The sequence below is a fragment of the Streptomyces himalayensis subsp. himalayensis genome (assembly GCF_013778455.1).
Classification (GTDB): Bacteria; Actinomycetota; Actinomycetes; order Streptomycetales; family Streptomycetaceae; genus Streptomyces; species Streptomyces himalayensis.
This window is the reverse complement of sequence record NZ_JACEHE010000032.1, coordinates 57,908-81,582: the sequence shown is the minus strand read 5'-3', so window position 1 is coordinate 81,582 and position 23,675 is coordinate 57,908. Positions and strand designations below refer to the sequence as shown.

Below are 23,675 nucleotides of genomic sequence, written 5' to 3'. Positions count from 1 at the left end.
CACGAACGCGCGCACCGGGTGGCCGTGTTCAAGCAGCATGTCGACCATCGTTCGGCTCACGCCACCGATTTCGCCGGCGGCACCGGTGATCAGGATGGGGTTGAGCTCTGGCATCAGTGTGTCCTCTGTCTGGTTGGGGTGAGTCAGCTGTTCAGAAGGCCCAGGGTGCGGTCGGCGACCGTCTTGGGCTGTGACGATTCCCGCCGGAGCCGGTCGATGAAGGAAAGTCGTCGAGCTCGATGGCCAGGGGCGGAGTGGACGTTGAGCACGTGGCCCCCGCCGCTGCGCTCGATGACCGGCGCGCAGGCCCGGGTGACCAGGCGTACGTCTCCCATCGGGGAGCCGAGGTGCGAAGCACCGACGGAGGCTCCGGCGTTGTCAAGAAAAGGGAAACCGATCGGTTTTTCCCGCTGTAAACCGATCGGTTTCTTCGTGCAAGTAGGTTGGGTCTCGCTTTCGAAACCCACAGCAACCATGTGAGTTTGAGAATGAGACTCGCTGGGAGTTCCGGACGACCGCGCCGCGCGGTGTCCAGGGGCAGTGGGCGGATCTCGGGCCTCCGGGCCAGCTGGCCGGTGGCCGCAGAAGGAGCGAGGAGCTCGGGCGGAGTAAGCCCGGCGCCCGGGCGGCCGCGACTGCCAGGGCGAAAGCGCTGATCACGTCGTCGACCTCGGTATTGCTGAGCGCCGCCTTCGGCGAGCAGTCGAGGTCCAGTCCGCAGGGGCGGTTCGGCAGCGCCCCAAAAGGGTGTGGGGAACTGCGCGACCAGCCACGACGCACCCGCCGGTGGCGTACCGGACCTCCAGCGGAGTGCTTAGCGCCCGCCCGGCCGCCGGTGCCTTGCGAGGAGTTGGATGAGGCCGGCCGTGTGGGTCTCCCGTCGGTTTTCCTCAGGCCGGAACCACGGGCAGGACGATGCGGGACGGCCGGGCGGGGTCGTGGAAGACCTGCTGCCGGGCCACTCGGGCCGTGGTCGCGCTGTCCTCGGGTTCGCCCGTGTTGAGGTTGCGGTGCCAGCGGGGGTCAGGCTTCGGTCGGCGCGCAGGTGGAAGTCCGTGTCCACGGCCCGCCACGGATCCGTTCGGGCCGGGCAGCGCAGCGGCCCACCGTACGGTGTCGTAACCGTCGGCCTCCTCGTACGTCCACGGCTCCCACTCCCTCTCGGAGGCGAACCGGCCACGGGTGTCCTGGATGACCACCATGAAGCCGCGTCCGGCCACCGCCAGGGGGTCGAGGTTGGCGGCCATCATGGGCGTCTAGTCTGCTTGCCGTACGGCAGCCGGCTCAGCAGCACCGGCCACGGCCCCGCACCGCCGGGCCGGTAGACATCCGCGCGCAGCACCGTGCCGTCACGCATCTGAGCCGGGACATCGAGCTCGATCTGGATCTCCGCCGTCTGCCGCTCCATGTGGGTCTTTCTCCCGCGGGTGTGCTTGGGTGCGGGCAGATGTCAGCCGGCCAGCTTGTTCATCTTGCGGATCTGCTTGTCGAAGACCCCGGCGGGAGCGACGCGGCGCAGTATGCGCGCGCGTCCGGCCATGGGACCGGCGGTGTAGCGCAGCTTCGGCTTGGCGTCGGTCGCCGCCGCGACGATCGTCTTGGCGACGACGGCAGGGTCGTCGCCGTCCCTGATGGCCTCCGCCATCACGCGGTCGACGGTCTGCCCCTGCTTCGCGTAGACCGCCAGGGGCGTGTCGGGCTTCGCGCTGTTGGCCTCGAATCCGGTCCTGGTGTAGGCGGGTTGGACGAGCAGCGCCCGGACGCCGTGGTCACGGACCTCGTGGTCCAGGGACTCGGTGTAGCCCTCGATCGCGTGCTTGGAGGCGGCGTAGGCGCCCATGTAGGGCTGGGGCAGGAATCCGAGTACGGACGAGAGGTTGATGATGCGCCCGCGTCCCTGAGCGCGCATGTACGGCAGGACCTCGTTCACCATCCGCATGACCCCGAAGACGTTGGTGTCGAACATGTCCCGGGCCTGCGCGATGGAGGTTTCCTCGGCCGCACCCATCGAGCCGACGCCCGCGTTGTTGACCAGGACGTGGATTCGGCCGAACCGCTCGATCACCTGCTGGACCGCGCTGGCGGCCGACTTGTCACTGACCACGTCGAGGTCGAGGAAGGTCACACCGTCGAGCGGGGTGACGCGTGAGGTGTTGCGGCTTGTGCCAACCACGTCGAAACCCGCTGCGACAAGCGCGAGCGCGGTTTCCTTGCCGATGCCGGATGACGCACCCGTCACGAGTGCCACCGGCCGGTTCGTCGCCATCATGGATTCCTGACTCATTGAGAGACTGATCGGTTTCCCCTCACCGTAAACCGATCGGTTTCCATGCGCAAGCGAAGCGTCGATCCCATCCCGATCCGGACGGCATCAGCGTCTGCGTCGAGGTCGATGCCGTCCTCAGGGGTCGGTGTTCGGCCGCCGTCGGGCCGGACGTGTCTCCCATGCGCGTGGAGCCGTGCGGTGCGGGGCCGCGGTGCCTGGGGGTCTCGGCGGAGGCGGGGCGGGGGCGGAGCGCTGTCCTGACGCGCGGCAACGAGGGCTCCGCCCGTGGCGGTCGGCATTCCGTGGGGTCGAAACAAGGCGCAGGTGGGCCCGCGTCCCGTCAGGTGGCTTGCCGCCTGACACAAACCGGTCGGTGTCTGCCGGAGATCGGTGCGCAGGGCGGAGTGTCATCCGCGCGGCGATCGCCGAGTTCGCGCTCGCGGGCCGCTACGGCACCGCTCTCCGCGGGGTCGCCCACCGCGTCGGCGCCACGCAGCCGTACCTCTTCCGGCTCTTCCCGGACAAGTGGGCGATCTTCGCCGTCGTCTTGACGGAAGCACGGAAGGCACGCACCCGCCTGGCATTCGAGGGGGCGGCCGCAGGCGTGGAGGGCGTGAGCAGGCCTTCCGCGCGGCAGCTGAGGCTGCGGGAAACCGTGCGCCTGCCGCCTGGGTGTCGATGTCCACGAGACCGCGGCCTTCCTCGCCTGCGGCATGCTCGGCGGCACTCTTACGGCCATCGGGTTTGCCTCCGATTGCTGTGGAAGCAAGGGCGTGAAGCCGTGGGGCTGCTCCGGCTGCCGGAGAGGGGTGTCAACCCGGGGAACGCATCGGTCACCGGGCCTGCTCGGAGGGAGTGCGTCAGGGCATGTCTGCCGCATCGAGCAGGGTGGCCACCGTGGGAGCGATGAGCCCGGTGAGGTTGTCGGCTCCGATCCCCGCGCGGGCGCTGGCGCCGTCGAAGACCAGGCTGAGCTGTCGGGCCAATAGGTCGGGATCGCTCGCGCCGCCCTGTTCGGCCTCGGAACGGAAGAAGGCCGTCAGGTTTCCCTTGACCCGGTGGGCCACCTGGCTCGCCGGGTGACTCTGATCCTTGAGCTCGATCTGGACAGCCAGGTACTGGCAGCCTCGGAACTCGGGCGCACCCGCCTGCAGTTCCACCTGTTCGAAGACATGTAGGATCCGCTCGCGGGGTGAACGGCCATCGTTCGCCGCGGGCAGGAGCGTCACCACGAAGGCGGAAGCGCGCTGCTCCAGACTCGCCGCCAGCAGGTCGTCCTTGCTCTCGAACAGCTGGTACAGGGAGCGCTTCGACACCCCCGCCGCCTTGCACAGGGCCTCGACGCCGATTCCGACACCGTCTCGGTAGGTGAGTGTGGCCGCTGCCTCCAGCAGCCGCTCTCTGGGACTTTGCTTCACTTCGGTAGCCATACCGCGAGGTTAACTCGCCTTTGACGAAAAGAAAACCGATCGGTTTACGAAGGTGTGCACGGTCCGTTCCGCTACGCCGGGACGGCTGTCTTCTCGGGCTTCGTCTCGGCGGGGATGCGGTGCAGTCCCTTGCGGTCGTACCAGCCGGTCACGCCGAAGCCGAACAGTGCGGCCACCGCGAGGCCGGCGGCCATCATCATCCAGCCCCGGGCGAGGCCCGCGTCGGCCTGGGCGTCGTAGTAGAGGATCGAGCGGATACCGTCGGTGATCTGCCGCAGCGGCTCGAACTCCGCGAGGAAGCGGTAGAAGCCGGGCAGCGCGTCAAGGGGGGTGGTGGCGCCGGCCGTCGGCACCGCCATCCCGATGAAGACCAGCGTGACCACCAGCATGCCGGGTGTGCCGAAGACGGCCAGGAGGGTGAGCGCACCGATCCCGGTGACCGCGATGGCGCACACCGAGTACAGCCACAGCAGCGGCAGGTGGGAGGCGTCCATGCCCATGATGCCGACCGCGCCGACCAGGACCAGGGTGCCCATCAGCAGGGACAGTCCGGCCATGAGGGTGCTGCTGATGGCGAGGGTCTGTACCCGGGTCGCCCGGATCAGCGGGCGGTGCAGGCGTAGCGGGCCCATGTCGTTGTGGGTGTAGCCGAGGGTGTGGTCGACCTGGCCGCTGATGACGTTGGCGGAGAGCATGCCGACGACCACGAGGGCGAGCGCGTAGTAGAACGCCGTCATGCCCAGGCCGCTGTGTGAGTCGAGCGGATGGCCGTCCTCGACCGTGACGGCGGCCGGGTCGGCGAGCAGCAGGCGTGCCGCGGCGGGCAGCCTCGCCTGCCCGGTCCCGCTCTGCGCGGTCAGCTCCTTGCCCACCTGGAGGGAGGCGTTCTCGGCGGCCTGCGTCGTCGCCGTCCGGGCCAGGCTGGAGCCGACGCTGCCGGCGGACTGGTTGGTCAGCACCGTCAATGTGGGGCGAACCGGGGCCTTGGTGGTCGCGGTGCCGGTCAGTGCGGTGGTGGAGGAGGTGAAGTCGCCGGGCACGACAAGTGCGCCGAACAGCTTGCCCTTGCCGAGTTCCTCCTTCGCCTCCTTCTCGTCCATCACCTTCCAGTCGATCTTTCCTCCGCTCGCGGTGGACTTCTGGATCGACTCGGTGATCCGCGCTCCCAGGTTGACCTGCTTGCCACCGACAGCGGCCCCCTTGTCGGCGTTGACCAGGCCGACGGGCAGGTTCTTCGTGTGGCCGGCCGGGTCGATGTTGGCGCCGACGTAGAACACGGTGAACAGCAGCGCGAGTACGCCTGTGATCACGCCGTTGGCGATCCACAGAGGTTTGGCGCGCAGTACGCGGAAGGGATGAATCCCACTCATGAGTTACTCCGGTCTCGGGCAATACAGTCACATCAGGAGGAGGCCAGGCGCGTCATTGCAGGCCAACGACCCTCGGAAGGTTCCAACCCGGGCGCACACGGCCGCCGGAGAACGGTGGGCACCTGACGCGGTGAGCGCCCCCCGATGTCCGCCCGCAGCTCCATCAGGCGCCGGGCCGCCTGGCGCCAGGGATGCTGTACGAGCGTGAGTGCTCGCCCCTGCAGCCCTCGAGCACGCCTCACGGAATCGACGGGGTGGGGCGGGTTCAGCGCCTTGCCGGGTCTTCAGCCACCCGTAGGCGACGGTGCCAGACGGCACTCAGACCGCCCTCCCGCGAGAAACTGGTCGGTTTCAGATCACCGTAAACCGGTCGGTTTCCAAATGGCAAGTCGAGGTGCTGGTCCATGTCCTGGCAGTGTGCCTTCGTCGACCCGACTGACTCCACGTCGCGGCGGCCGACGACCGCGCGCTGAGCGGTTCACCCACCAGCCTTCCGGGCCGCGGCTGGAGCGACCCCCGTACGGGCGGGCGCGCTCGGTGTCCAGGCCGCACAGATCGCAGCCGAGATATCGGGGGGAGTAGGGGCGTCCCCATCCCCGGTGCGTCGGTCAAGTGGCGGCGGCCGAGACAGGCCGCGTTCACGACCGCCTACTCTTGACTCATGACCAGCAGCAGTGACCGGAGCCCCGCAGTGGATGTTCGTTCATCTAAAACCTATGAAATCCGAACCTACGGGTGCCAGATGAACGTCCACGACTCCGAGCGGTTGTCCGGGCTGCTCGAAGAGGCCGGTTACCTGCGCGCGCCCGAGGGATCGGACGGGGACGCGGACGTCGTCGTCTTCAACACCTGCGCGGTTCGTGAGAACGCCGACAACCGGCTGTACGGCAACCTCGGCCGGCTCGCGCCGAAGAAGTCCTCGCGCCCCGGTATGCAGATCGCGGTCGGCGGCTGCCTCGCGCAGAAGGACCGCGACACCATCGTCAAGAAGGCGCCCTGGGTGGACGTCGTCTTCGGCACGCACAACATCGGCAAGCTGCCGGTGCTGCTGGAGCGCGCCCGCATCCAGGAAGAGGCGCAGGTCGAGATCGCCGAGTCGCTGGAGGCGTTCCCGTCGACGCTGCCGACCCGCCGCGAGAGCGCGTACGCCGCGTGGGTCTCCATCTCCGTCGGCTGCAACAACACCTGCACCTTCTGTATCGTCCCGGCGCTGCGCGGCAAGGAGAAGGACCGCCGGCCCGGCGACATCCTCGCCGAAGTCGAGGCCCTGGTTGCCGAGGGCGTCTCGGAGATCACACTGCTCGGCCAGAACGTCAACGCCTACGGCTCCGACATAGGCGACCGCGAGGCCTTCAGCAAGCTCCTCCGCGCCTGCGGGACGATCGAGGGCCTGGAGCGCGTCCGCTTCACATCGCCGCACCCGCGCGACTTCACCGACGACGTGATCGCCGCGATGGCCGAGACGCCGAACGCCATGCCGCAGCTGCACATGCCGCTGCAGTCCGGCTCGGACACGGTCCTGAAGGCGATGCGCCGCTCGTACCGGCAGGAGCGCTACCTCGGCATCATCGAGAAGGTGCGCGCCGCCATCCCGCACGCGGCCATCACCACCGACATCATCGTGGGCTTCCCCGGCGAGACCGAGGAGGACTTCGAGCAGACCCTGCACGTCGTACGGAAGGCGCGCTTCGCGCAGGCCTTCACCTTCCAGTACTCCAAGCGCCCCGGCACACCGGCGGCGACCATGGACGGGCAGATCCCCAAGGAGGTCGTGCAGGCGCGCTACGAGCGGCTGGTCGCCCTCCAGGAGGAGATCTCCTGGGACGAGAACAAGAAGCAGATCGGCCGCACACTCGAGCTGATGGTCGCCGACGGCGAGGGCCGCAAGGACGGCGCTACCCACCGGCTCTCCGGCCGTGCTCCCGACAACCGTCTGGTGCACTTCACCAAGCCCGACGAGGAGGTGCGCCCCGGTGACGTGGTCACGGTCGAGATCACGTACGCGGCGCCGCACCACCTGCTCGCCGAGGGCCAGGTGCTGAACGTGCGCCGCACACGCTCGGGCGACGCCTGGGAGAAGCGCAACGCGGCCGAGGCGGCCAAGCCGGCGGGCGTGCTGCTGGGGCTGCCGAAGGTGGGAGTGCCGGAGCCGCTGCCGGCCGCCACGGGTGGCTGCTCCGCACACTGAGTAGTCTGCCGATCATGCTCGTTGCCGCCGCAGTCTGCCCCTGTCCCCCGATGCTCGTACCCGAGGTCGCCGCGGGCGCCGCTCCCGAGCTTGATGCCGCGCGCACCGCGTGTACGGACGCCCTCGGAGTGCTGGCCGCCGCCCGGCCCGACCTGCTGGTCGTTGTGGGGCCCGCCGAGGAGAGCGGACGCGGAGTGCACCCCGAAGGCGCGAGAGGTTCGTTCCGGGGCTTCGGCGTGGACGTCGACGTGTGCTTCGGACGGCCGGCGCGCGAACTCCCGGAGCGCGAGCTCCCGTACTCGCTCGCGGTCGCGGCCTGGCTGCTGGAGCGAACGGGCTGGTCGGACGCGCCTGTCGAAGGCCTCGGCGTGGGCGAAACCCTCGCGCCGGAGCGGTGCGTCGAAGTCGGACGGGAGATCGCGGTCCAGGCCGGCCGGATCGCGCTGCTTGTCATGGGCGACGCCAGCGTCTGCCGCACGGTCAAGGCTCCGGGCTACCTCGACGAGCGTGCCGCCGGATTCGACGCGGCCGTCGCCCGTGCCCTGGGGACCGCGGACGTCGCGGCGCTCAAGGCGCTGGACACGGAACTCGCGCACGAACTGAAGGCGGCGGGCCGCGCGCCCTGGCAGGTACTCGCGGGCGCGGCCGAGGGAACCGACCTCGCCGGCCGCCTGCTCTATGAGGACGCGCCGTACGGAGTGGGGTACGTGGTCGCGGCCTGGTCGTAGCCGCCGCTGTGGGCAGGCGCTCCGCGCCGCAGGGCGATTTGGGCACCTCACCCTGCGCTTAAAGGCAGTGGGGAGGGTGGACACAACGCACCCACGATCAGCAGAGGACCGCGCACGAAAGACATACGGCGGACGGCCGTGGAGCCTCATCGCTCCACGGCCGTCCGCCGGTGTGCCGCCGCTGCGGTGGTTCAGGAAGTCGGAGGGGGCGGCGAATCCTGGGGCGGCGGGGGCGGAGTGGCACCGCGGTCACCTTCCGCACTGCGGTCGGTTTCCGCTCCCTTGGGCCCCGCTTCCCCCCTGTGCGCAAATCGGTCCAGGGCGTCCTTCGCTTTGTCCGTGCGTGTGTGGATCTTCTCGCTGTACTTGCCCTTGGTCCTGTCGTCGACCATTTTGGCAGCCTTGTCGAGACCCCTGTCGATCTTGTCCTCGTGCTGCTGCGCCAAGTCCGAAACCTTTTCCCTGGCCGGGGCGAGCTTGGTCTTCAACGTCTCCAGGATGCCCATGGATTCACCTTCCCTCGCGGAGAGCTATTTGCGGGCGCCCTCGCCGGCCTCGTTGTCGGCGGCTTCCTCCGGGGACTGCTGCTTGGGGATCTCCACGCTCTCCGCCGTGTTCTTCTCGGCGTCCGCCGCCGCTGTCGCCTCGGCCTCGGCTGTGGTCCCGGCCTCGGACTCGCCCTTCGTCTCCTCCGCTTCCGGTCCGGACGCGGTCGTCAACGATTCAGCCGACGCCGCGGCGGTTGACGCCTCCGCCTCACCCTTTGACCTGCGGAGAAACCGTGCAAAAACGCCCATAACTACTCCATACCCTACTCGTGTGAGCGAAATCCCGCGCCGCCCGGTGCGTCTCATTGCGCCGCCCGGGGCACCGGTTCTCGAAAACCGGAGGCCGGAACCTCGCAACAGGCAACGACCCCGGACATGCGGCGTCACGTAGCTCGTTCGGGCAACGCCCTGGGGTTTGCGAGACTGGGGCCGTGAGAAGTGCAGCTCCCGCGCCGCGGGTCATCGCCGTTGTCGGGCCCACCGCGGCAGGAAAGTCGGATCTGGGTGTCCATCTCGCCCAGCGACTCGGAGGGGAGGTGGTCAACGCCGACTCCATGCAGCTCTATCGGGGGATGGACATCGGCACCGCCAAGCTGACGACCGAGGAGCGCGGCGGCGTCCCGCACCACCTCCTGGACATCTGGGACGTCACCGAGACTGCGAGCGTCGCCGAGTACCAGCGACTCGCGCGCGCGGAGATCGACCGCCTGCTCGGCGAGGGGCGCACACCCGTCCTCGTCGGCGGATCCGGGCTGTACGTCCGCGGGGCCGTCGACAACCTCGAGTTCCCCGGCACCGACCCCGCCGTACGGGCCGTGCTGGAGGAGGAGCTCGCGCTGCGCGGGTCCGGCGCGCTGCACGCGCGACTGGCCGCCGCAGACCCCGAGGCCGCGCGGGCCATCCTGCCCACCAACGGCCGCCGTATCGTGCGCGCTCTCGAGGTCATCGAGATCACCGGCAAGCCCTTCACCGCCAACCTCCCGGGCCACGACTCCGTCTACGACACCGTCCAGATCGGCGTCGACGTGCCGCGAGCCGAGCTAGACGAGCGCATCGCCACGCGCGTGGACCGCATGTGGGAGGCGGGCCTGGTCGACGAGGTGCGCGCGTTGGAGACGCAGGGCCTGCGCGGGGGCCGTACGGCCTCCCGTGCGCTCGGCTACCAGCAGGTGCTCGCGGCGCTCGCGGGGGAGTGCAGCGAGGACGAGGCGCGCGCCGAGACCGTGCGCGCCACCAAGCGCTTTGCGCGCCGCCAGGACTCGTGGTTCCGGCGCGACCCGCGCGTGCACTGGCTGAGCGGTGCCGCGGGGGATCTCGGAGAACTCCCGGAGCGGGCCCTGGCATTGGTCGAACGACCGGTCACAGCCTGATCACGTGATGGCATCGGGACGCTCCGGCCGCCGTCCGGGCCCCTGACGCCGTGCCATCATCGACCATCGATCGACCAGAGAGTCCGAAGTTGGGAGGGCATGTGGCGATGGAGGCCGGCCCTCGCGACACCGCACACGCTGGGGAACACGACACCGCACACCGCGGCGGTCGTGTCACCCACCCACGCGGCGGGCACGACACCGCGCAAGGCGAGGACCGACTGAGCTCCGACGGCCCTGACGAGACGGCGGACGGCGTGACCGCCGACGGCCCCGACGCGGACGCACTCACTGCGGAGGCCGAGGTCGAGGTGGAGCTGCGCCCGCAGCGCCGGCTGCGGATCTGGCAGCTCGCACCCATCGTGAGCCTCGCCGCGGTCGGCTCCCTGATGTTCGCCTTCCCGCTGGCCTTCGAGTTCGGCGACGGCGGAGCCGTCGTCGCCATGCTCGGCCTGCTGATCAGCTTCTGCGCCGCGGGCTGGGCCATGATGGCCGCGCGACGCGTGGGTCATACGTGGCCGGGACTGCCCCAGCGAGGTTCCGGGCGCCGCCCGGACTGGCGGGTGATCGCCGCATACGCCGTGGTGGTCGTGGCCGTCGTGGCCCTCGCCGTATGGCGCGTGGCCCGACTCCGCTGAGCCCATGGCGCGGTGTAGCCGAGACGGCCCGCTCTCAGCCGGTGCCCGGCTCCCCGGACTGTCGGAGCGACCCCGTACGATCGAGGAATGAGCTCGCGGATCGCCTTCCTCAAGGGTCACGGGACCGAGAACGACTTCGTGATCGTTCCCGACCCGGAGAACGCCATCGACCTGTCCCCGGCCGCGGTCGCCACACTGTGCGACCGCCGCGCGGGCATCGGCGGCGACGGTCTGCTGCACGTCGTGCGTTCGGCCGCGCACCCCGAGGCCAGGGAGATGGCGGCGCAGGCGGAGTGGTTCATGGACTACCGCAACGGCGACGGCTCGATCGCCGAGATGTGCGGCAACGGTGTGCGTGTGTTCGCGCGCTATCTCCAGCGAGCGGGGTACGTGGGCGAAGGGGACCTGGCGGTCGCCACGCGCGCGGGCGTGAAGAGCGTGCACATCGCCAAGGCCGTGTCTCATAGCGGCCCCGCCGCGGGGGATGTCACCGTCGGCATGGGCAAGGCGGTGCTCCCGGACGGCCCCGAGAGCGACGTCACGGTGAGCGTCGGCGAGCACAGCTGGCCCGCACGCAATGTGAACATGGGCAATCCGCACGCCGTCGCCTTCGTGGACGACCTGGACCAGGCGGGCGACCTGTTCACTCCACCGCCCTTCACCCCGGAATCCGCCTATCCGGACGGTGTGAACGTGGAGTTCGTCGTGGACCGCGGCCCCGGGCACGTGGCCATGCGGGTACACGAGCGCGGCGCCGGGGAGACCCGCTCGTGCGGCACGGGCGCGTGCGCCGTCGCTGTCGCCGCGGCCCGCAGGGACGGCGCCGACCCGGCGGCCACGGGAACCCCGGCGACATACGTCGTCGACGTGCCCGGCGGACGCCTGGTGATCACCGAGCGCGCCGACGGCGAGATCGAGATGACGGGACCGGCCGTGATCGTCGCCGAAGGCGAGATCGACGCCCAGTGGCTGGAGGAGCGCCTCCAATCGGCGTAACCCCGATCCTTCGCTCGAATGGGTGATCCGTTTCACGCTCGGCGAGAGCCGTTCAGCGGCGCGTGATGGGCTCGGTAGCATCAAGCACCGGCCCGGACGGGGGAACGATCCCCTCCCCTGGGGTGAACGCCCGGGGGTACCCCTCCGCTACGCCGGTCGACGCAGCCGGAGGTGCCCATGAGTGCGGAGGCCGCAGACCACCCGACGCCGAGTACTGTGACGCCCTCGGTGCAGCGCAGGCGCGGCCGCCCCAGGATCGACCTGCGCAGACTGGGCCGGGCCGCCCTGCTCGGACCCGCCGCCCGGGGCCGGCTGCCCGACGCGATCGGACATGTGGTCGAGGCCCATCGCGCGCACTTTCCGGACGCGGACATCGAGCCCCTGCGCAAGGCGTACGTCCTCGCCGAGTCCTCGCACCGCGGACAGATGCGCAAGAGCGGCGAGCCGTACATCACGCACCCGCTCGCCGTGACACTGATCCTCGCCGAACTCGGCGCCGAGACCACGACCCTGACGGCTTCCCTCCTCCATGACACCGTCGAGGACACGGAGGTGACGCTCGATCAGGTCGGCGCGGAGTTCGGCGAAGAGGTGCGCTATCTGGTCGACGGCGTCACCAAGCTCGAGAAGGTCGACTACGGAGCGGCGGCCGAGCCCGAGACCTTCCGCAAGATGCTCGTCGCCACCGGCAGCGACGTCCGCGTCATGTCGATCAAGCTCGCCGACCGGCTCCACAACGTCCGCACACTCGGCGTCATGCGGCCCGAGAAACAGGCGCGGATCGCCAAGGTGACCCGGGACGTGCTCATTCCGCTCGCCGAGCGCCTCGGCGTGCAGGCCCTCAAGACAGAGCTCGAGGACCTGGTCTTCGCGATCCTCCACCCCGAGGAGTACGAGCAGACCCGCGAGCTCATCGCCGCCAACGCCGCCCGGGATGACGACCCCCTGGGGGACATCGCCGAGGAAGTGCGGTCCGTGCTGCGCGACGCGGGGATCAGCGCGGAGGTCCTCATCAGGCCGCGGCACTTCCTGTCCGTACACCGGGTCCGGCGCAAACGCGGAGAGCTGCGCGGCGCGGACTTCGGCCGCCTGCTCGTCCTGGTGAACGAGGTCGCCGACTGCTACGGCGTGCTGGGCGAGCTGCACACGTGTTTGACGCCGGTCGTATCGGAGTTCAAGGACTTCATCGCCGTACCGAAGTTCAACCTGTACCAGTCGCTGCACACCGCGGTCGCCCTCCCTCAGGCACGTACGGACGCGCCGGGCGGCGGCCCCGCGGCCGTCGAGGTCGCCGAAGTCCTCATCCGTACGCACCAGATGCACAAGGTCGCCGAAGCCGGAGTCATCGCTCTCGGCAATCCCTATGCCCCGGCAGCCGAGGACGCGGCCGACGGGGAGCGCCCGGAGGGCGAGCGCGCCGACCCCACCCGGCCCGGCTGGCTGTCCCGTCTCCTCGAATGGCAGCAGGCGGCCCCCGACCCCGACACGTTCTGGTCCACGCTGCGCGAGGACCTAGCCCAGGACGGGGAGATCACCGTCTTCCGTCCCGACGGGGGCAGGCTCGGCCTGCCCGCAGGTGCCAGCTGCGTGGACGCCGCGTACGCGCAGTACGGCGAGGACGCGCACGCCTGTATAGGGGCACGCGTCAACGGCCGCCTGGCGACGCTCAGTACGGTGCTGCGCGACGGCGACACGGTGCAGCTCCTCATGGGACAGGACCCGGGGTCCGGGCCGTCGCGGGAATGGCTCGACCACGCCCGCACGCCCGCCGCCCGGATCGCCATCAGCCGCTGGCTGGCCTCGCACCCGTCCGCCACTGGCGCACTTCCCGCGATGTCCACCGGACGGCTCCGGCCGGCGGCGGGGGCCACGAAGGCCCGGACGGCGGAACCCCGCCCGGCCGCCGACGCGATGCCCGCCGGGAGCCCCGCCGGGGCGAACGTGGTCGTCGACCAGGCGGGTGCGACCGCGCGGCTCGCGGGCTGCTGCACCCCCGTACCACCGGACGCGGTGACCGCCTTCGCCGTGCGCGGCGGAATCGTCACCGTGCACCGCGAGGAGTGCCCGGCCGTGGGGCGGATGAAGGGCCTGGGGCGCACCGAGGTCGGAGTGCGCTGGGGAGACACGGCGGAGTGCCGGGTCACGCTCATCGCCGAATCCTTCGGGCGGCCGCATCTGCTGGCGGACCTCACCGAAGTCATCGCCCTGGAGGGCGCGGCGATCGTCTCGGCGACCGTGGAGCCGCCCAGCCAGCAGCGCGTACGCCACACCTACACGCTCCAACTTCCGGACGCCGCCCACCTGCCGGGCCTGATGCGCGCGATGCGCAATGTACCCGGCGTGTACGACGTGAGCCGCGCGCAGTACTCGGCGACGGCCACGACGTAGGCGCACGCGTTTCCGGAGGGCACCGTTCGGGTGGGCACGGCGCGCGCCGTCCGGGCTCGGAGGGCGCGCGCTGGTAGCGGTGGTCCATGCTGTTCACCCCTTGGACCAAGGCGCCGCGCGCGAAGGCCTCCCGGACCTTCCGCATCGGGACCGCACTGCTTGCCCCGGCGACCTGCGCAGGCCTGATCGCCGCCAGCGCCCCCCTGCCCGTCTCCCCGTCTCCCGGCTCACCACGAGCGGAGGGAGCCCCCGCACTCGGCATCGGCGACCGGCTCTTCCCCTACCTCGGGAATCCCGGGTACGACGTGGCGTCGTACGACATCTCCTTCACCTATCGCGGCGACAACAAGAAGCCGCTCGACGCCGTCACCAGGATCGACGCCCGGGCGACGGACCGGCTCGGGCGCTTCAACCTCGACTTCTCGCACGGCACGGTCCGGTCGGTCGAGGTCAACGGCGTGCCGGCCCGCTTCGCCCGGGCCGAAGAGGACCTGGTCGTCACGCCTTCCCGGCCGCTGGCGCAGGGCAGCCGGATGCGGGTGACCGTGCGGCACACCAGCAATCCGGTGCCGCCCGACAAGGAGGACGGCGGCTGGGTCCGCACCAAGGACGGCCTCGCCATGGCCAACCAGGCGGACGCCGCGCACCGGGTGTTCCCGTGCAACGACCACCCCTCGGACAAGGCGCTGTTCACGTTCCGCATCACCGCGCCCTCGGGCGTCACCGCCGTCGCCAACGGGCTGCCCGTCGCCAGGGCCCGCGTCGGCTCCACCACCACCTGGGCGTACCGGACGCGCCACCCCATGGCCACCGAGCTCGCCCAGGTGTCCATCGGCAAGTCGACGGTGCTGTACCGGACGGGACCGCGCGGACTGGTCGTACGCGACGTCGTGCCCACCAAGGACCGCAGAATCCTGGAGCCGTGGCTCAAGAAGACCCCGGACCAGATCGCCTGGATGGAGCGGAAGATCGGCCGGTATCCGTTCGAGGCGTACGGCGTGCTGGTCGCCGAGGCCCAGACGGGGTTCGAGCTGGAGACGCAGACGCTCTCTCTCTTCGAGAGAGAGCTCTTCACGGCGCGCGTCCACCCCGGCTGGGCGATCGAGTCGATCATGGTGCACGAACTGGCGCACCAGTGGTTCGGCGACAGCGTGAGCCCGCGCACCTGGTCCGACCTGTGGCTCAACGAAGGGCACGCCACCTGGTACGAGGCCCTCTACGCCGCGGAGAAGGAGGGCCCGTCGCTGGAGGACCGGATGCGTGAGGCGTACCGCTCGTCGGACTCGTGGCGGGCGGACGGCGGACCGCCTGCCGCACCGAAGGCCCCGGAACCCGGCCAGAAGATCAGCATCTTCCGCCCCATCGTCTACGACGGCAGTGCTCTCGTGCTCTACGCGCTGCGGCAGGAGATCGGCCGCACGGCCTTCGAACAGCTGGAGAGGGCATGGGTGGCCACGTACCGTGACGAGACGGCCACGACGGCGGACTTCGTCTCGCTGGCCTCTCGTATCTCCGGGCGTGACCTGCGGGAATTCTTCAGGGTCTGGCTGTACGGAACGAAGACGCCGCCGATGCCGGGCCACGCGGACTGGCGCACCGAGGCACCGGGTCGGCCCGCGGAATGACCGGCTGTAGTCCGGCGGACAAGCGGGGGTCACCCAGCTGAACTCCGGCGAATAACCCGGATGACGAGGCAGGCCGTGCCGTGCGACCATCTTCACGTCGGCGGCGCGGCCGCTCCGGACTTCCGGTGGCATCCCGGGACGTCCCTGCTGTGACGCGGGAATCCCAGGACGGCCCCGATCGTTGACCACGATGACGGCTCACAGCCGTCACCGATTCACTCCCGTATCGACGTAAGGATCCAATGACCTCCTCTTCTTCCCCTTCCCAGGACGAGCAGCGCTTCGCTCAGAACTACCCCGAGGGTCTTCGGGCCGATGCCCTGATGGAAGAGGACGTCGCCTGGAGCTACGAGATCGACGGAGACCGGGACGGAGACCAGTTCGACCGTCACGACCGCGCGGCCCTGCGCCGTGTGGCCGGGCTCTCCACCGAGCTCGAGGACGTCACCGAGGTCGAGTACCGGCAGCTCCGCCTGGAGCGCGTGGTGCTCGTCGGCGTGTGGACCTCGGGGACCGTGACCGACGCGGATAACTCGCTGGCCGAGCTGGCCGCACTGGCCGAGACCGCCGGCGCGGTGGTGCTCGACGGCGTCATCCAGCGCCGCGACAAGCCCGACCCGGCCACCTACATCGGCTCGGGCAAGGCCCAGGAACTGCGCGACATCGTGCTGGACACCGGGGCCGACACCGTGGTCTGCGACGGTGAGCTCACCCCGGGCCAGCTGATCCACCTCGAGGACGTCGTCAAGGTCAAGGTGGTGGACCGTACCGCCCTGATCCTGGACATCTTCGCCCAGCACGCCAAGTCCCGAGAGGGCAAGGCGCAGGTCTCGCTCGCGCAGATGCAGTACATGCTGCCGCGCCTGCGTGGCTGGGGTCAGTCGCTGTCCCGGCAGATGGGTGGCGGTGGCTCCGGCTCCTCGGGCGGCGGCATGGCCACCCGTGGTCCCGGTGAGACCAAGATCGAGACGGACCGGCGGCGCATCCGCGAGAAGATGGCCAAGATGCGCCGGGAGATCGCGGATATGAAGACCGGCCGCGAGATCAAGCGCCAGGAGCGCCGGCGCAACAAGGTGCCCTCGGTCGCCATCGCCGGATACACCAACGCGGGCAAGTCGTCGCTGCTCAACCGGCTGACGGGCGCGGGCGTGCTGGTGGAGAACGCCCTGTTCGCCACCCTCGACCCGACCGTGCGCCGGGCCGAGACCCCGAGCGGCCGGCTCTACACGCTGGCCGACACCGTCGGATTCGTCCGGCATCTGCCGCACCACCTCGTCGAGGCGTTCCGCTCCACGATGGAGGAGGTCGGCGACGCCGACCTGATCCTGCACGTGGTGGACGGTGCGCACCCGGCGCCGGAGGAGCAGCTGGCCGCCGTGCGCGAGGTCATCCGCGACGTGGGTGCGACCGACGTGCCCGAGATCGTGGTGATCAACAAGGCGGACGCGGCCGATCCGCTGGAGCTCCAGCGGCTGCTGCGGATCGAGAAGCGCTCGATCGCCGTGTCAGCTCGCACCGGCCGGGGCATCGACGAGCTGCTGGCGCTCATCGACGACGTCCTGCCGCGGCCCGAGGTCGAGATCGAGGCGCTCGTGCCGTACTCGCTGGGCCGACTGGTCTCGCGCGCACACGCCGAGGGCGACGTGATCTCCGAGGAGCACACCCCGGAGGGCACGCTGCTCAAGGCGCGGGTGCACGAGGAGCTCGCGGCCGATCTGGCGCCGTATGTGCCGGCGCTGCCGGGGGCCGGGACCCGTCACTGACCGGCGGCGCCTGAGGCTCAGTAAAGCGTGGCTGAGTAAAGGGCGAGGGCCCGTCCCCTGCACAGGGGACGGGCCCTCGCCGCGTCTGTTCGCGACGTGCTTCGTCTTGCCGCCACGACGGGCGCTTCAGTCGGCGAACTTCTCGCTCACCGCGTCGTAGATGCCCTCGGCCTCCCTGCCCAGCCGCGGACCCGCCAGCCAGACAGCCGTCACCGGGCCGATCGACGTGTTGGACACCAGCGCCGGCTTACCGTCCGACCCCTGGGCGACCCAGCCGCCGCCGGACGAACCGCCGGTCATGGTGCAGCCGATGCGGTACATCGTCGGCGTGGACTCGGACAGCGACAGCCGGCCCGGCTTGTCCGTGCACTGGTACAGCCGCTGACCGTCGAAGGGCGGCGCCGCCGGGTAGCCGATCGCCGTCAGGCTCTCGAGCTCGTTCGCGGCCGGAGCGTCGAAGTCCACGGGAAGGGCCGAACCCACCGTCTCCTCGAGGGACTTTCCCTCGCTGCCCTTCTCGGGCGTCACATGGATCACGGCGAAGTCGTACGGCGCTCCCTGGCCGCCGGTCGGACCGCCCTGCTCGATCCACTGGTCCGAGGTTCCCGCCCAGTCACCCCACCAGACGCCGTAGGGAGCGACCTCCTCCTTCGTGGCGTTCTGCAGCTCCTCGATCGACTTGCCGTCGTTGTTGTACGACGGAACGAAGGCGATGTTGCGGTACCAGCCGCCGTCCTTGCCCGCGTGCACGCAGTGGCCCGCGGTCCACACGAGGTTCGACTTGCCAGGGTGCGCCGGATCCTCGACCACGGTCGCGGAACAGACTATCGAGCCCTCGGGGCCGTCGAAGAAGACCTTGCCCGCCTCGGCCGCGTTGTCGTGGTACGGCGTCTTCACGGTCTGCGCGTTCACGGGGTCGGGCGTGGGGTCCGTGACGCTCTGGTCACCGGCGAGATCGTCGTCGACGGCCTTGTCCGGCTCCTCGGCGTCGCGCATCCGGTCCGGGTCCCAGAGGTCCTCGATGATCGGATTGATGAAGTCGCCGGCCTCGCGCAGCCAGTCGTCCTTGTCCCAGTCCTTCCAGGCGCCGTTCTTCCACTTGTCCAGGTCGATCCCGTGCTCCTTGAGCCGGTCCTGGATGTCCTGCGGAATCTCGAACTTGCCGTCGTCCGCCTGTGTGGCGGAGGCCGACGGTTCACCGCCCGCGTTGTCCTCGCCGGAGCCGTCGCAGGCCGTGGTGGTCAGCGCCAGTACGGCTCCGAGGGCTATCGCGCCCGTCACCGACGTTCTGCGTCGCGACTTCCTCCCGCGACGCGCGGCTGGGATCGGGCGGATGGCTTGCATGGTGTAACTCCCCCTGATTTCCGGACTGTCGGCCCCGTTCGGCCGAACGGCACCCCACACTGTGCCGGTGCCGTAGGGGACGGCGGACGGAGCGGCAACGGTTCCGTCACGGCAAGGATCTTCCCCCAACCCGTGATCCTCCGGCCCCGGCGTCGTTGGAAACCTACGGGGCCGTCGCTCCGTGCGCTCAGCCCCCGTCAACTCGCCTGCGACAGCGGGACCTCGCCCAGGTGGGAGCGGGAACTCGCCAGGCACGCAGCGGGACTTCGCCCAGACAGCAGCGGGAGGACCGACAGTCGTGGCCGTGACAGAGCCAGCGCCCGCGGCGGCGCCCGTCGCATACGAGGGTATTCTGCGCCGCCAGTCGGCGCGCGAATCAGCCGCGCGCACGTATGCCCGCGCCCTGCCGATCGTGCCCGTGCGGGCGCGCGGCCTGACGATCGAGGGCGCGGACGGCCGGCGCTATCTCGACTGCCTCTCCGGCGCGGGCACTCTGGCGCTCGGACACAACCACCCGGTGGTTCTCGAGGCGATCAGGAAAGTCCTCGACTCCGGTGCGCCCCTGCACGTCCTGGACCTGGCCACACCCGTCAAGGACTCCTTTACGACAGAGCTGTTCCGCACACTTCCGCCCCGCCTCGCCGACCGCGCCCGCATCCAGTTCTGCGGCCCGGCGGGCACGGACGCGGTCGAGGCCGCACTGAAACTGGTGCGCACGGCGACCGGGCGGAGCGACGTACTGGCCTTCACCGGTGCGTACCACGGGATGACGGCCGGGGCGCTCGACGCGTCCGGTGGCGCGACGGGAGTACGCGTGGCGCGACTGCCGTATCCGCAGGACTACCGCTGCCCGTTCGGCGTCGGCGGCAGCCGCGGCGCCGAGCTCGCCGCACGCTGGACCGAGAACGTCCTCGACGATCCCAAATCCGGGGTTCCGGGGCCCGCCGGGATGATCCTCGAACCGGTGCAGGGAGAGGGCGGCGTGATCCCCGCCCCCGACGACTGGCTGCGGCGCATGCGCGAGATCACGGCGGCCCGGTCCATTCCGCTGATCGCCGACGAGGTGCAGACCGGGGTCGGGCGGACCGGGATGTTCTGGGCGGTCGAGCACAGCGGCATCACACCGGACGTGATGGTGCTGTCCAAGGCCATCGGGGGCAGCCTGCCGCTGGCCGTCGTGGTCTACCGGGATGATCTCGACGCCTGGGGGCCCGGCGCCCACGCGGGCACGTTCCGCGGCAACCAGCTCGCCATGGCGGCGGGCGCGGCCACCCTGGCGTACGTCCGGGAGAACCGGCTCGCGGAGCGCGCCGGGGTGCTGGGCGCTCGCATGCTCGGCCAACTCCAGGGACTCGCCGCCGAGTACGCGTGCATCGGCGACGTGCGCGGCCGCGGACTGATGATCGGCATCGAACTGGTCGATCCCGAAGCCGAGGACCCCACGGCGCCCGGACCACCGCCCGCGGCACCTGAACTGGCCGCCGACGTCCAGCGCGAGTGCCTGCGCCGCGGACTGATCGTGGAGCTCGGTGGCCGCCACTCCAGCGTCGTACGCCTTCTTCCTCCGCTCACCCTCACGGACGAGCAGGCCTCCGCCGTTCTCGACCGTCTCGCCGACGCGCTGGCCGCAGCGATGCACCGCCACCACGTCGAATAGAGCCGACCCGAGTCGAACAGAGCCGATCAGATACGCCACAGACGGCCCACAGCCACCTCGGTCCGTCCCCGTACGCACCCGAACGACCCCACGAGGAAGCCCCCTTGAACGCCACCCCCGCACCAGAAGGCCGCCCCCACCCCCCTCTGCGCAGCGCAGGCAGCACGCCGCAGCTGCCGTTGCTTGCGGAGCCCTGCCCGGTCCCCCGGCAGCAGAGGGGCGGCCAGGCGGCCGAGCGCCTGCACGGCGCCACCGCCGACCTGCTGGAACACCCCGATCCGGGGATCGCCGCGCAGGGGGCGGCGGTCGAGAACCTGCTGCGCTGCTGGGTGCGGGAGAAGAAGCTCGCCGCACCGGAACAGGGCACGTTGCGTATTCCGCTCGAGGCCAGTTGCACCGCACTTCTCGTGCCCGTGCACTACTGGTCGGCCTGCGGATGGCACCGCTTCGGCCTGCCGTACCTCGAGGACGGCCCGGACGGTGTGCCCTCGCTCGACGCGGTCACGGTCGCGGCGCTGCTGGCCCGTGAGTGCCTGCGTGAAACGGCTGACGAGGAGGCGTATGGAGTCACGGAGCGGGAGGACATCGGTGGGGCAGAGGCCGTAAGCGGCGGCCTGACCGGAGCGGCCAGTCAGGCCGTCGAGGACGTTCCGGATGATGGCGCGGTTCCGTTCGTTCCGGGCGCTCCGGCCGCTCGGGCGGTTCAGATCGGCGACGGAGGGAGCTTCGTCGGACAGTGCGTCGATTCCGTGCGCCGTACCGCCGAGTTCATCGCGGACCGCAGGACTGATCCCGGCGAGGCACCGGATGTCTTTCTGGCCGCCGAACAGTCCCTGCTCCTCGGACACCCCCTGCACCCGGTCCCGAAGAGCCGTGAAGGACTGTCCGAGGCCGAGTCCCGGATGTACTCACCGGAGTTGCGGGGCGCCTTCCCCCTGCACTGGATGGCTGTGGCCCCGTCCGTCCTCGCCACCGACTCCGCGTGGACCGAGCGCGGCCGCCACGTCCCCGCCGCGCAGCTCACCGCCTTCCTGGCCGGTGACGGACTGCCGCTGCCCGACGGGTACACCGCCCTGCCGATGCATCCCTGGCAGATCCGCGAGGTCACCCGCCGTGCGGACACCGCCGAGCTTCTCGACGCCGGCCTCCTCCAGGACCTCGGCCCTTACGGCTCCCAGTGGCATCCCACCTCCTCCGTACGCACCGTGTACCGCTCCGGCGCACCCGCGATGCTCAAGCTGTCGCTGGGGCTGCGCATCACCAACTCCCGCCGGGAGAACCTCCGCAAGGAGCTCCACCGGGGCGTCGAGGTCCACCGTCTGCTGCGCAGCGGCCTCGCGGAGCAGTGGCAGAAGGCGCACCCGGGCTTCGACATCGTGCGCGACCCGGCCTGGCTCGCCGTCGACGGACCCGACGGCGCACCCGTACCCGGGCTCGACGTCATGATCCGGCACAACCCCTTCGGCCCGGGGGACGACGTCTCCTGCATCGCCGGACTCGTGTCGCCCCGGCCTGCGGTCCAGCCTGCCGGACAGGACCGGACCCCCATGCGGTCCCGGCTCACCGAGCTCGTGACCAGACTGGCCGGACGAACGGGCCGGCCCAGGGGAGCCGTCGCCGCCGAGTGGTTTCTGCGCTATCTGCAGCTGGTCGTACGCCCCGTGCTGTGGCTCGACAGCGAGGCGGGTGTCGCCCTGGAAGCCCATCAGCAGAACACGCTCGTGCTGCTGGACTCCGACGGCTGGCCCGTGGGCGGCCGATACCGGGACAACCAGGGGTACTACTTCCGCGATTCCCGGCGCGACGAACTCGACAAGCGCCTCCCCGGCATCGGCGAACTCAGCGACACCTTCGTCTCCGACGCGGTCACGGACGAGCGCTTCGCCTACTACCTGGCCATCAACAACGTGTTCGGTCTGATCGGAGCCTTCGGCTCCCAGCGTCTTGCCGACGAACAGCTGTTGCTCGCCGCGTTCCGCCGTTTCCTCGGTGATGTCGCGACGGGACCGGCCGGGCTGTGCACTCCGCTTCCCGAGCAGCTCCTCGAATCACCCGTGCTGCGCTGCAAGGCCAACCTGCTCACGCGGTTTCGCGGTCTCGATGAACTGGTCGGCCCGGTCGACACCCAGTCCGTCTACGTCACGATCGCCAACCCCCTTCGTTCCTGATCGCTGAGGAACACAACCCGACCCCACCCGTCCGAGAGAGGAGCGTCGCCATGGCTCCCACCGATGCGAGCACCGACGCCGGTGTCACCACCGCCACCGAGACCGGCCCGGGGACCGGTATGGAGAGAGGTTCTGCCACCGCGGCCGACATCAGGGCCGAGACCGGGACCGGCACGGGTGGAGGCATGGGCGAGGAACCCGGATCGGACGCGAACAGCCAGGACACACTGGACCTGCGCCTGCCGGATGAGGTCATCGCCACCTTCACCGAGGCCGTCCAGGGCGACGACGTCGATGAGCCCGCCAGGGGAGCAGGGGCCACCGCAAACGGTGCGGAGCCCCCGTCGGCCGTCGGCGTCAGAATTCCTGCCGACAGGTACGGAGACATGCACGGCGGCAGGCACGCCGACATGCATGGCGCGGCGCATGCCTGCACACAGCGCATCACGCAGCCCATGCCGGCGGACCTCGCGGCCTTCGCCGACGACGATCTGCTCGACCACATCGCCGACTGGGGCCCGACCAGCACACCCGCAGGAGTCTTCAGGCTCGTACCGGTACGCATCGAGCGCGATCTGCCGCTCATCAGCCGCTGGATGAACGATCCGGCCGTTGCTGCGTTCTGGGAGCTGGACGGCCCGGACACCGTCACGGAGGCCCATCTGCGTCCCCAGATCGAAGGCGACGGACGGAGCGTGCCCTGTCTCGGCGTGCTCGACGGCGCGCCCATGAGCTACTGGGAGATCTACCGCGCGGACCTCGACCCGGTCGCCCGCTACTACCCCGCCCGCCCGCACGACACCGGAGTCCACCTCCTCATCGGCGGTGTCGCCCACCGCGGCCGAGGACTCGGCACGGCCCTCCTGAGAGCCGTCGCCGATCTCGTGCTCGGCCACCGTCTCCCATGCACCCGCGTGATCGCCGAACCCGATCTACGCAACGTTCCCTCCGTCGCCGCGTTTCTGAACGCCGGTTTCCGCTTCTCCGCGGAGGTCGACCTCCCCGGCAAGCGGGCCGCACTCATGGTCCGCGATCGCGACCCCGCGTGATCCGCGGTAGGCGCGATCCTCTCCGCCCTCGCCGCGGCCGGCGTCGGGGCTCCCTCCTGATCCAGTCCAGATCGAGTCCAGGCAGGTCCGGGCGGCCTGCGGCACCCACCTGTGCCCGACGCTCGAACAGGCCATGGCAGCGTCCCG

19 protein-coding genes are annotated in these 23,675 nt (G+C 70.3%); 11 read left to right on the top strand and 8 right to left on the bottom strand.

Translation table 11 applies throughout. From position 1 onward, the window contains the following. Positions 1 to 890 precede the first annotated feature (890 nt). The 5 genes from H1D24_RS43030 to H1D24_RS34575 form a co-directional block, all read right to left on the bottom strand. Complete coding sequence (locus H1D24_RS43030; protein ID WP_258564538.1) at positions 891 to 1,250, bottom strand: CocE/NonD family hydrolase; 360 nt, start codon at positions 1,248 to 1,250, stop codon at positions 891 to 893. Further along, complete coding sequence (locus tag H1D24_RS43025) at positions 1,247 to 1,408, bottom strand: CocE/NonD family hydrolase (protein WP_258564537.1); 162 nt, start codon at positions 1,406 to 1,408, stop codon at positions 1,247 to 1,249. The genes H1D24_RS43030 and H1D24_RS43025 overlap by 4 nt, the downstream gene beginning before the upstream one ends. Before the next feature lie 42 nt (positions 1,409 to 1,450). Further along, a complete protein-coding gene (locus H1D24_RS34590; protein WP_181661696.1) occupies positions 1,451 to 2,266 on the bottom strand; it encodes an oxidoreductase in 816 nt (271 codons plus the stop codon). Between the two features lie 860 nt (positions 2,267 to 3,126). Further along, complete coding sequence (locus H1D24_RS34580) at positions 3,127 to 3,696, bottom strand: TetR/AcrR family transcriptional regulator (RefSeq protein WP_181661692.1); 570 nt, start codon at positions 3,694 to 3,696, stop codon at positions 3,127 to 3,129. Positions 3,697 to 3,767: 71 nt separating this feature from the next. Then, complete coding sequence (locus H1D24_RS34575) at positions 3,768 to 5,066, bottom strand: DUF3533 domain-containing protein (protein ID WP_181661691.1); 1,299 nt, start codon at positions 5,064 to 5,066, stop codon at positions 3,768 to 3,770. A gap of 661 nt (positions 5,067 to 5,727) precedes the next feature. Here H1D24_RS34575 and miaB point away from each other — a divergent pair. Next, positions 5,728 to 7,254 carry a tRNA (N6-isopentenyl adenosine(37)-C2)-methylthiotransferase MiaB gene (gene miaB / locus H1D24_RS34570; RefSeq protein ID WP_181661690.1) on the top strand — a complete coding sequence of 509 codons (1,527 nt, stop codon included), beginning with the start codon at positions 5,728 to 5,730 and terminating at the stop codon, positions 7,252 to 7,254. A 14-nt stretch (positions 7,255 to 7,268) separates the two neighbouring features. Then, positions 7,269 to 7,982 carry a class III extradiol dioxygenase subunit B-like domain-containing protein gene (locus H1D24_RS34565; RefSeq protein WP_181661689.1) on the top strand — a complete coding sequence of 238 codons (714 nt, stop codon included), beginning with the start codon at positions 7,269 to 7,271 and terminating at the stop codon, positions 7,980 to 7,982. A gap of 191 nt (positions 7,983 to 8,173) precedes the next feature. On the opposite strand, the gene H1D24_RS34560 is transcribed toward H1D24_RS34565, so the two are convergent. Together H1D24_RS34560 and H1D24_RS34555 are read right to left on the bottom strand one after the other, a co-directional pair. Next, positions 8,174 to 8,488 (bottom strand): antitoxin, encoded by a 315-nt coding sequence (locus tag H1D24_RS34560; protein WP_181661688.1) that lies wholly within the window; start codon positions 8,486 to 8,488, stop codon positions 8,174 to 8,176. Positions 8,489 to 8,512: 24 nt separating this feature from the next. Then, the gene (locus tag H1D24_RS34555; RefSeq protein ID WP_309484552.1) at positions 8,513 to 8,701 is read right to left on the bottom strand and encodes a gliding motility protein; all 189 of its coding nucleotides are present in this window, start codon (positions 8,699 to 8,701) and stop codon (positions 8,513 to 8,515) included. A gap of 260 nt (positions 8,702 to 8,961) precedes the next feature. Here H1D24_RS34555 and miaA point away from each other — a divergent pair, with 260 nt between their 5' ends. The 6 genes from miaA (at position 8,962) to hflX (ending at position 17,310) form a co-directional block, all read left to right on the top strand. Continuing rightward, positions 8,962 to 9,900, top strand: coding sequence for a tRNA (adenosine(37)-N6)-dimethylallyltransferase MiaA (gene miaA / locus H1D24_RS34550; RefSeq protein ID WP_181661686.1), 939 nt, complete (start codon positions 8,962 to 8,964; stop codon positions 9,898 to 9,900). A gap of 107 nt (positions 9,901 to 10,007) precedes the next feature. Continuing rightward, positions 10,008 to 10,538, top strand: coding sequence for a hypothetical protein (locus H1D24_RS34545; protein WP_181661685.1), 531 nt, complete (start codon positions 10,008 to 10,010; stop codon positions 10,536 to 10,538). Between the two features lie 87 nt (positions 10,539 to 10,625). Beyond that, positions 10,626 to 11,534: a diaminopimelate epimerase gene (dapF, locus tag H1D24_RS34540; protein WP_181661684.1), complete on the top strand. Its 909-nt coding sequence runs from the start codon at positions 10,626 to 10,628 to the stop codon at positions 11,532 to 11,534. Between the two features lie 177 nt (positions 11,535 to 11,711). Further along, positions 11,712 to 13,922, top strand: a complete 2,211-nt coding sequence (locus H1D24_RS34535; protein ID WP_181661683.1) for a RelA/SpoT family protein — start codon at positions 11,712 to 11,714, stop codon at positions 13,920 to 13,922. An 86-nt stretch (positions 13,923 to 14,008) separates the two neighbouring features. Further along, positions 14,009 to 15,547 carry a M1 family metallopeptidase gene (locus tag H1D24_RS34530; RefSeq protein WP_181661682.1) on the top strand — a complete coding sequence of 513 codons (1,539 nt, stop codon included), beginning with the start codon at positions 14,009 to 14,011 and terminating at the stop codon, positions 15,545 to 15,547. A 242-nt stretch (positions 15,548 to 15,789) separates the two neighbouring features. After that, positions 15,790 to 17,310 (top strand): GTPase HflX, encoded by a 1,521-nt coding sequence (gene hflX / locus H1D24_RS34525; RefSeq protein WP_181661681.1) that lies wholly within the window; start codon positions 15,790 to 15,792, stop codon positions 17,308 to 17,310. A 126-nt stretch (positions 17,311 to 17,436) separates the two neighbouring features. Here hflX and H1D24_RS34520 read toward each other — a convergent pair whose 3' ends face one another. Further along, the gene (locus H1D24_RS34520) at positions 17,437 to 18,654 is read right to left on the bottom strand and encodes a trypsin-like serine peptidase (RefSeq protein ID WP_181661680.1); all 1,218 of its coding nucleotides are present in this window, start codon (positions 18,652 to 18,654) and stop codon (positions 17,437 to 17,439) included. Positions 18,655 to 18,952: 298 nt separating this feature from the next. Between H1D24_RS34520 and H1D24_RS34515 the strand changes: the two genes are divergently transcribed. From H1D24_RS34515 to H1D24_RS34505, 3 genes are all read left to right on the top strand, one after another. Next, positions 18,953 to 20,311, top strand: a complete 1,359-nt coding sequence (locus tag H1D24_RS34515) for a diaminobutyrate--2-oxoglutarate transaminase family protein (RefSeq protein ID WP_181661679.1) — start codon at positions 18,953 to 18,955, stop codon at positions 20,309 to 20,311. Between the two features lie 104 nt (positions 20,312 to 20,415). Next, entirely contained in the window at positions 20,416 to 22,479 is a 2,064-nt protein-coding gene (locus tag H1D24_RS34510; RefSeq protein ID WP_181661678.1) for an IucA/IucC family protein, read from the top strand. A 50-nt stretch (positions 22,480 to 22,529) separates the two neighbouring features. After that, positions 22,530 to 23,528: a GNAT family N-acetyltransferase gene (locus H1D24_RS34505; RefSeq protein WP_181661677.1), complete on the top strand. Its 999-nt coding sequence runs from the start codon at positions 22,530 to 22,532 to the stop codon at positions 23,526 to 23,528. The last annotated feature ends 147 nt before the right edge of the window (positions 23,529 to 23,675 follow it).

Coding starts and splice junctions, on each gene's coding strand:
- H1D24_RS43030 (WP_258564538.1), bottom strand. CDS start 1,250: ATGATGGCCGCCAACCTCGACCCCCTGGCGGTGGCCGGACGCGGCTTC.
- H1D24_RS43025 (WP_258564537.1), bottom strand. CDS start 1,408: ATGGAGCGGCAGACGGCGGAGATCCAGATCGAGCTCGATGTCCCGGCT.
- H1D24_RS34590 (WP_181661696.1), bottom strand. CDS start 2,266: ATGGCGACGAACCGGCCGGTGGCACTCGTGACGGGTGCGTCATCCGGC.
- H1D24_RS34580 (WP_181661692.1), bottom strand. CDS start 3,696: ATGGCTACCGAAGTGAAGCAAAGTCCCAGAGAGCGGCTGCTGGAGGCA.
- H1D24_RS34575 (WP_181661691.1), bottom strand. CDS start 5,066: ATGAGTGGGATTCATCCCTTCCGCGTACTGCGCGCCAAACCTCTGTGG.
- miaB (WP_181661690.1), top strand. CDS start 5,728: ATGACCAGCAGCAGTGACCGGAGCCCCGCAGTGGATGTTCGTTCATCT.
- H1D24_RS34565 (WP_181661689.1), top strand. CDS start 7,269: ATGCTCGTTGCCGCCGCAGTCTGCCCCTGTCCCCCGATGCTCGTACCC.
- H1D24_RS34560 (WP_181661688.1), bottom strand. CDS start 8,488: ATGGGCATCCTGGAGACGTTGAAGACCAAGCTCGCCCCGGCCAGGGAA.
- H1D24_RS34545 (WP_181661685.1), top strand. CDS start 10,008: ATGGAGGCCGGCCCTCGCGACACCGCACACGCTGGGGAACACGACACC.
- dapF (WP_181661684.1), top strand. CDS start 10,626: ATGAGCTCGCGGATCGCCTTCCTCAAGGGTCACGGGACCGAGAACGAC.
- H1D24_RS34535 (WP_181661683.1), top strand. CDS start 11,712: ATGAGTGCGGAGGCCGCAGACCACCCGACGCCGAGTACTGTGACGCCC.
- H1D24_RS34530 (WP_181661682.1), top strand. CDS start 14,009: ATGCTGTTCACCCCTTGGACCAAGGCGCCGCGCGCGAAGGCCTCCCGG.
- hflX (WP_181661681.1), top strand. CDS start 15,790: ATGACCTCCTCTTCTTCCCCTTCCCAGGACGAGCAGCGCTTCGCTCAG.
- H1D24_RS34520 (WP_181661680.1), bottom strand. CDS start 18,654: ATGCAAGCCATCCGCCCGATCCCAGCCGCGCGTCGCGGGAGGAAGTCG.
- H1D24_RS34505 (WP_181661677.1), top strand. CDS start 22,530: ATGGCTCCCACCGATGCGAGCACCGACGCCGGTGTCACCACCGCCACC.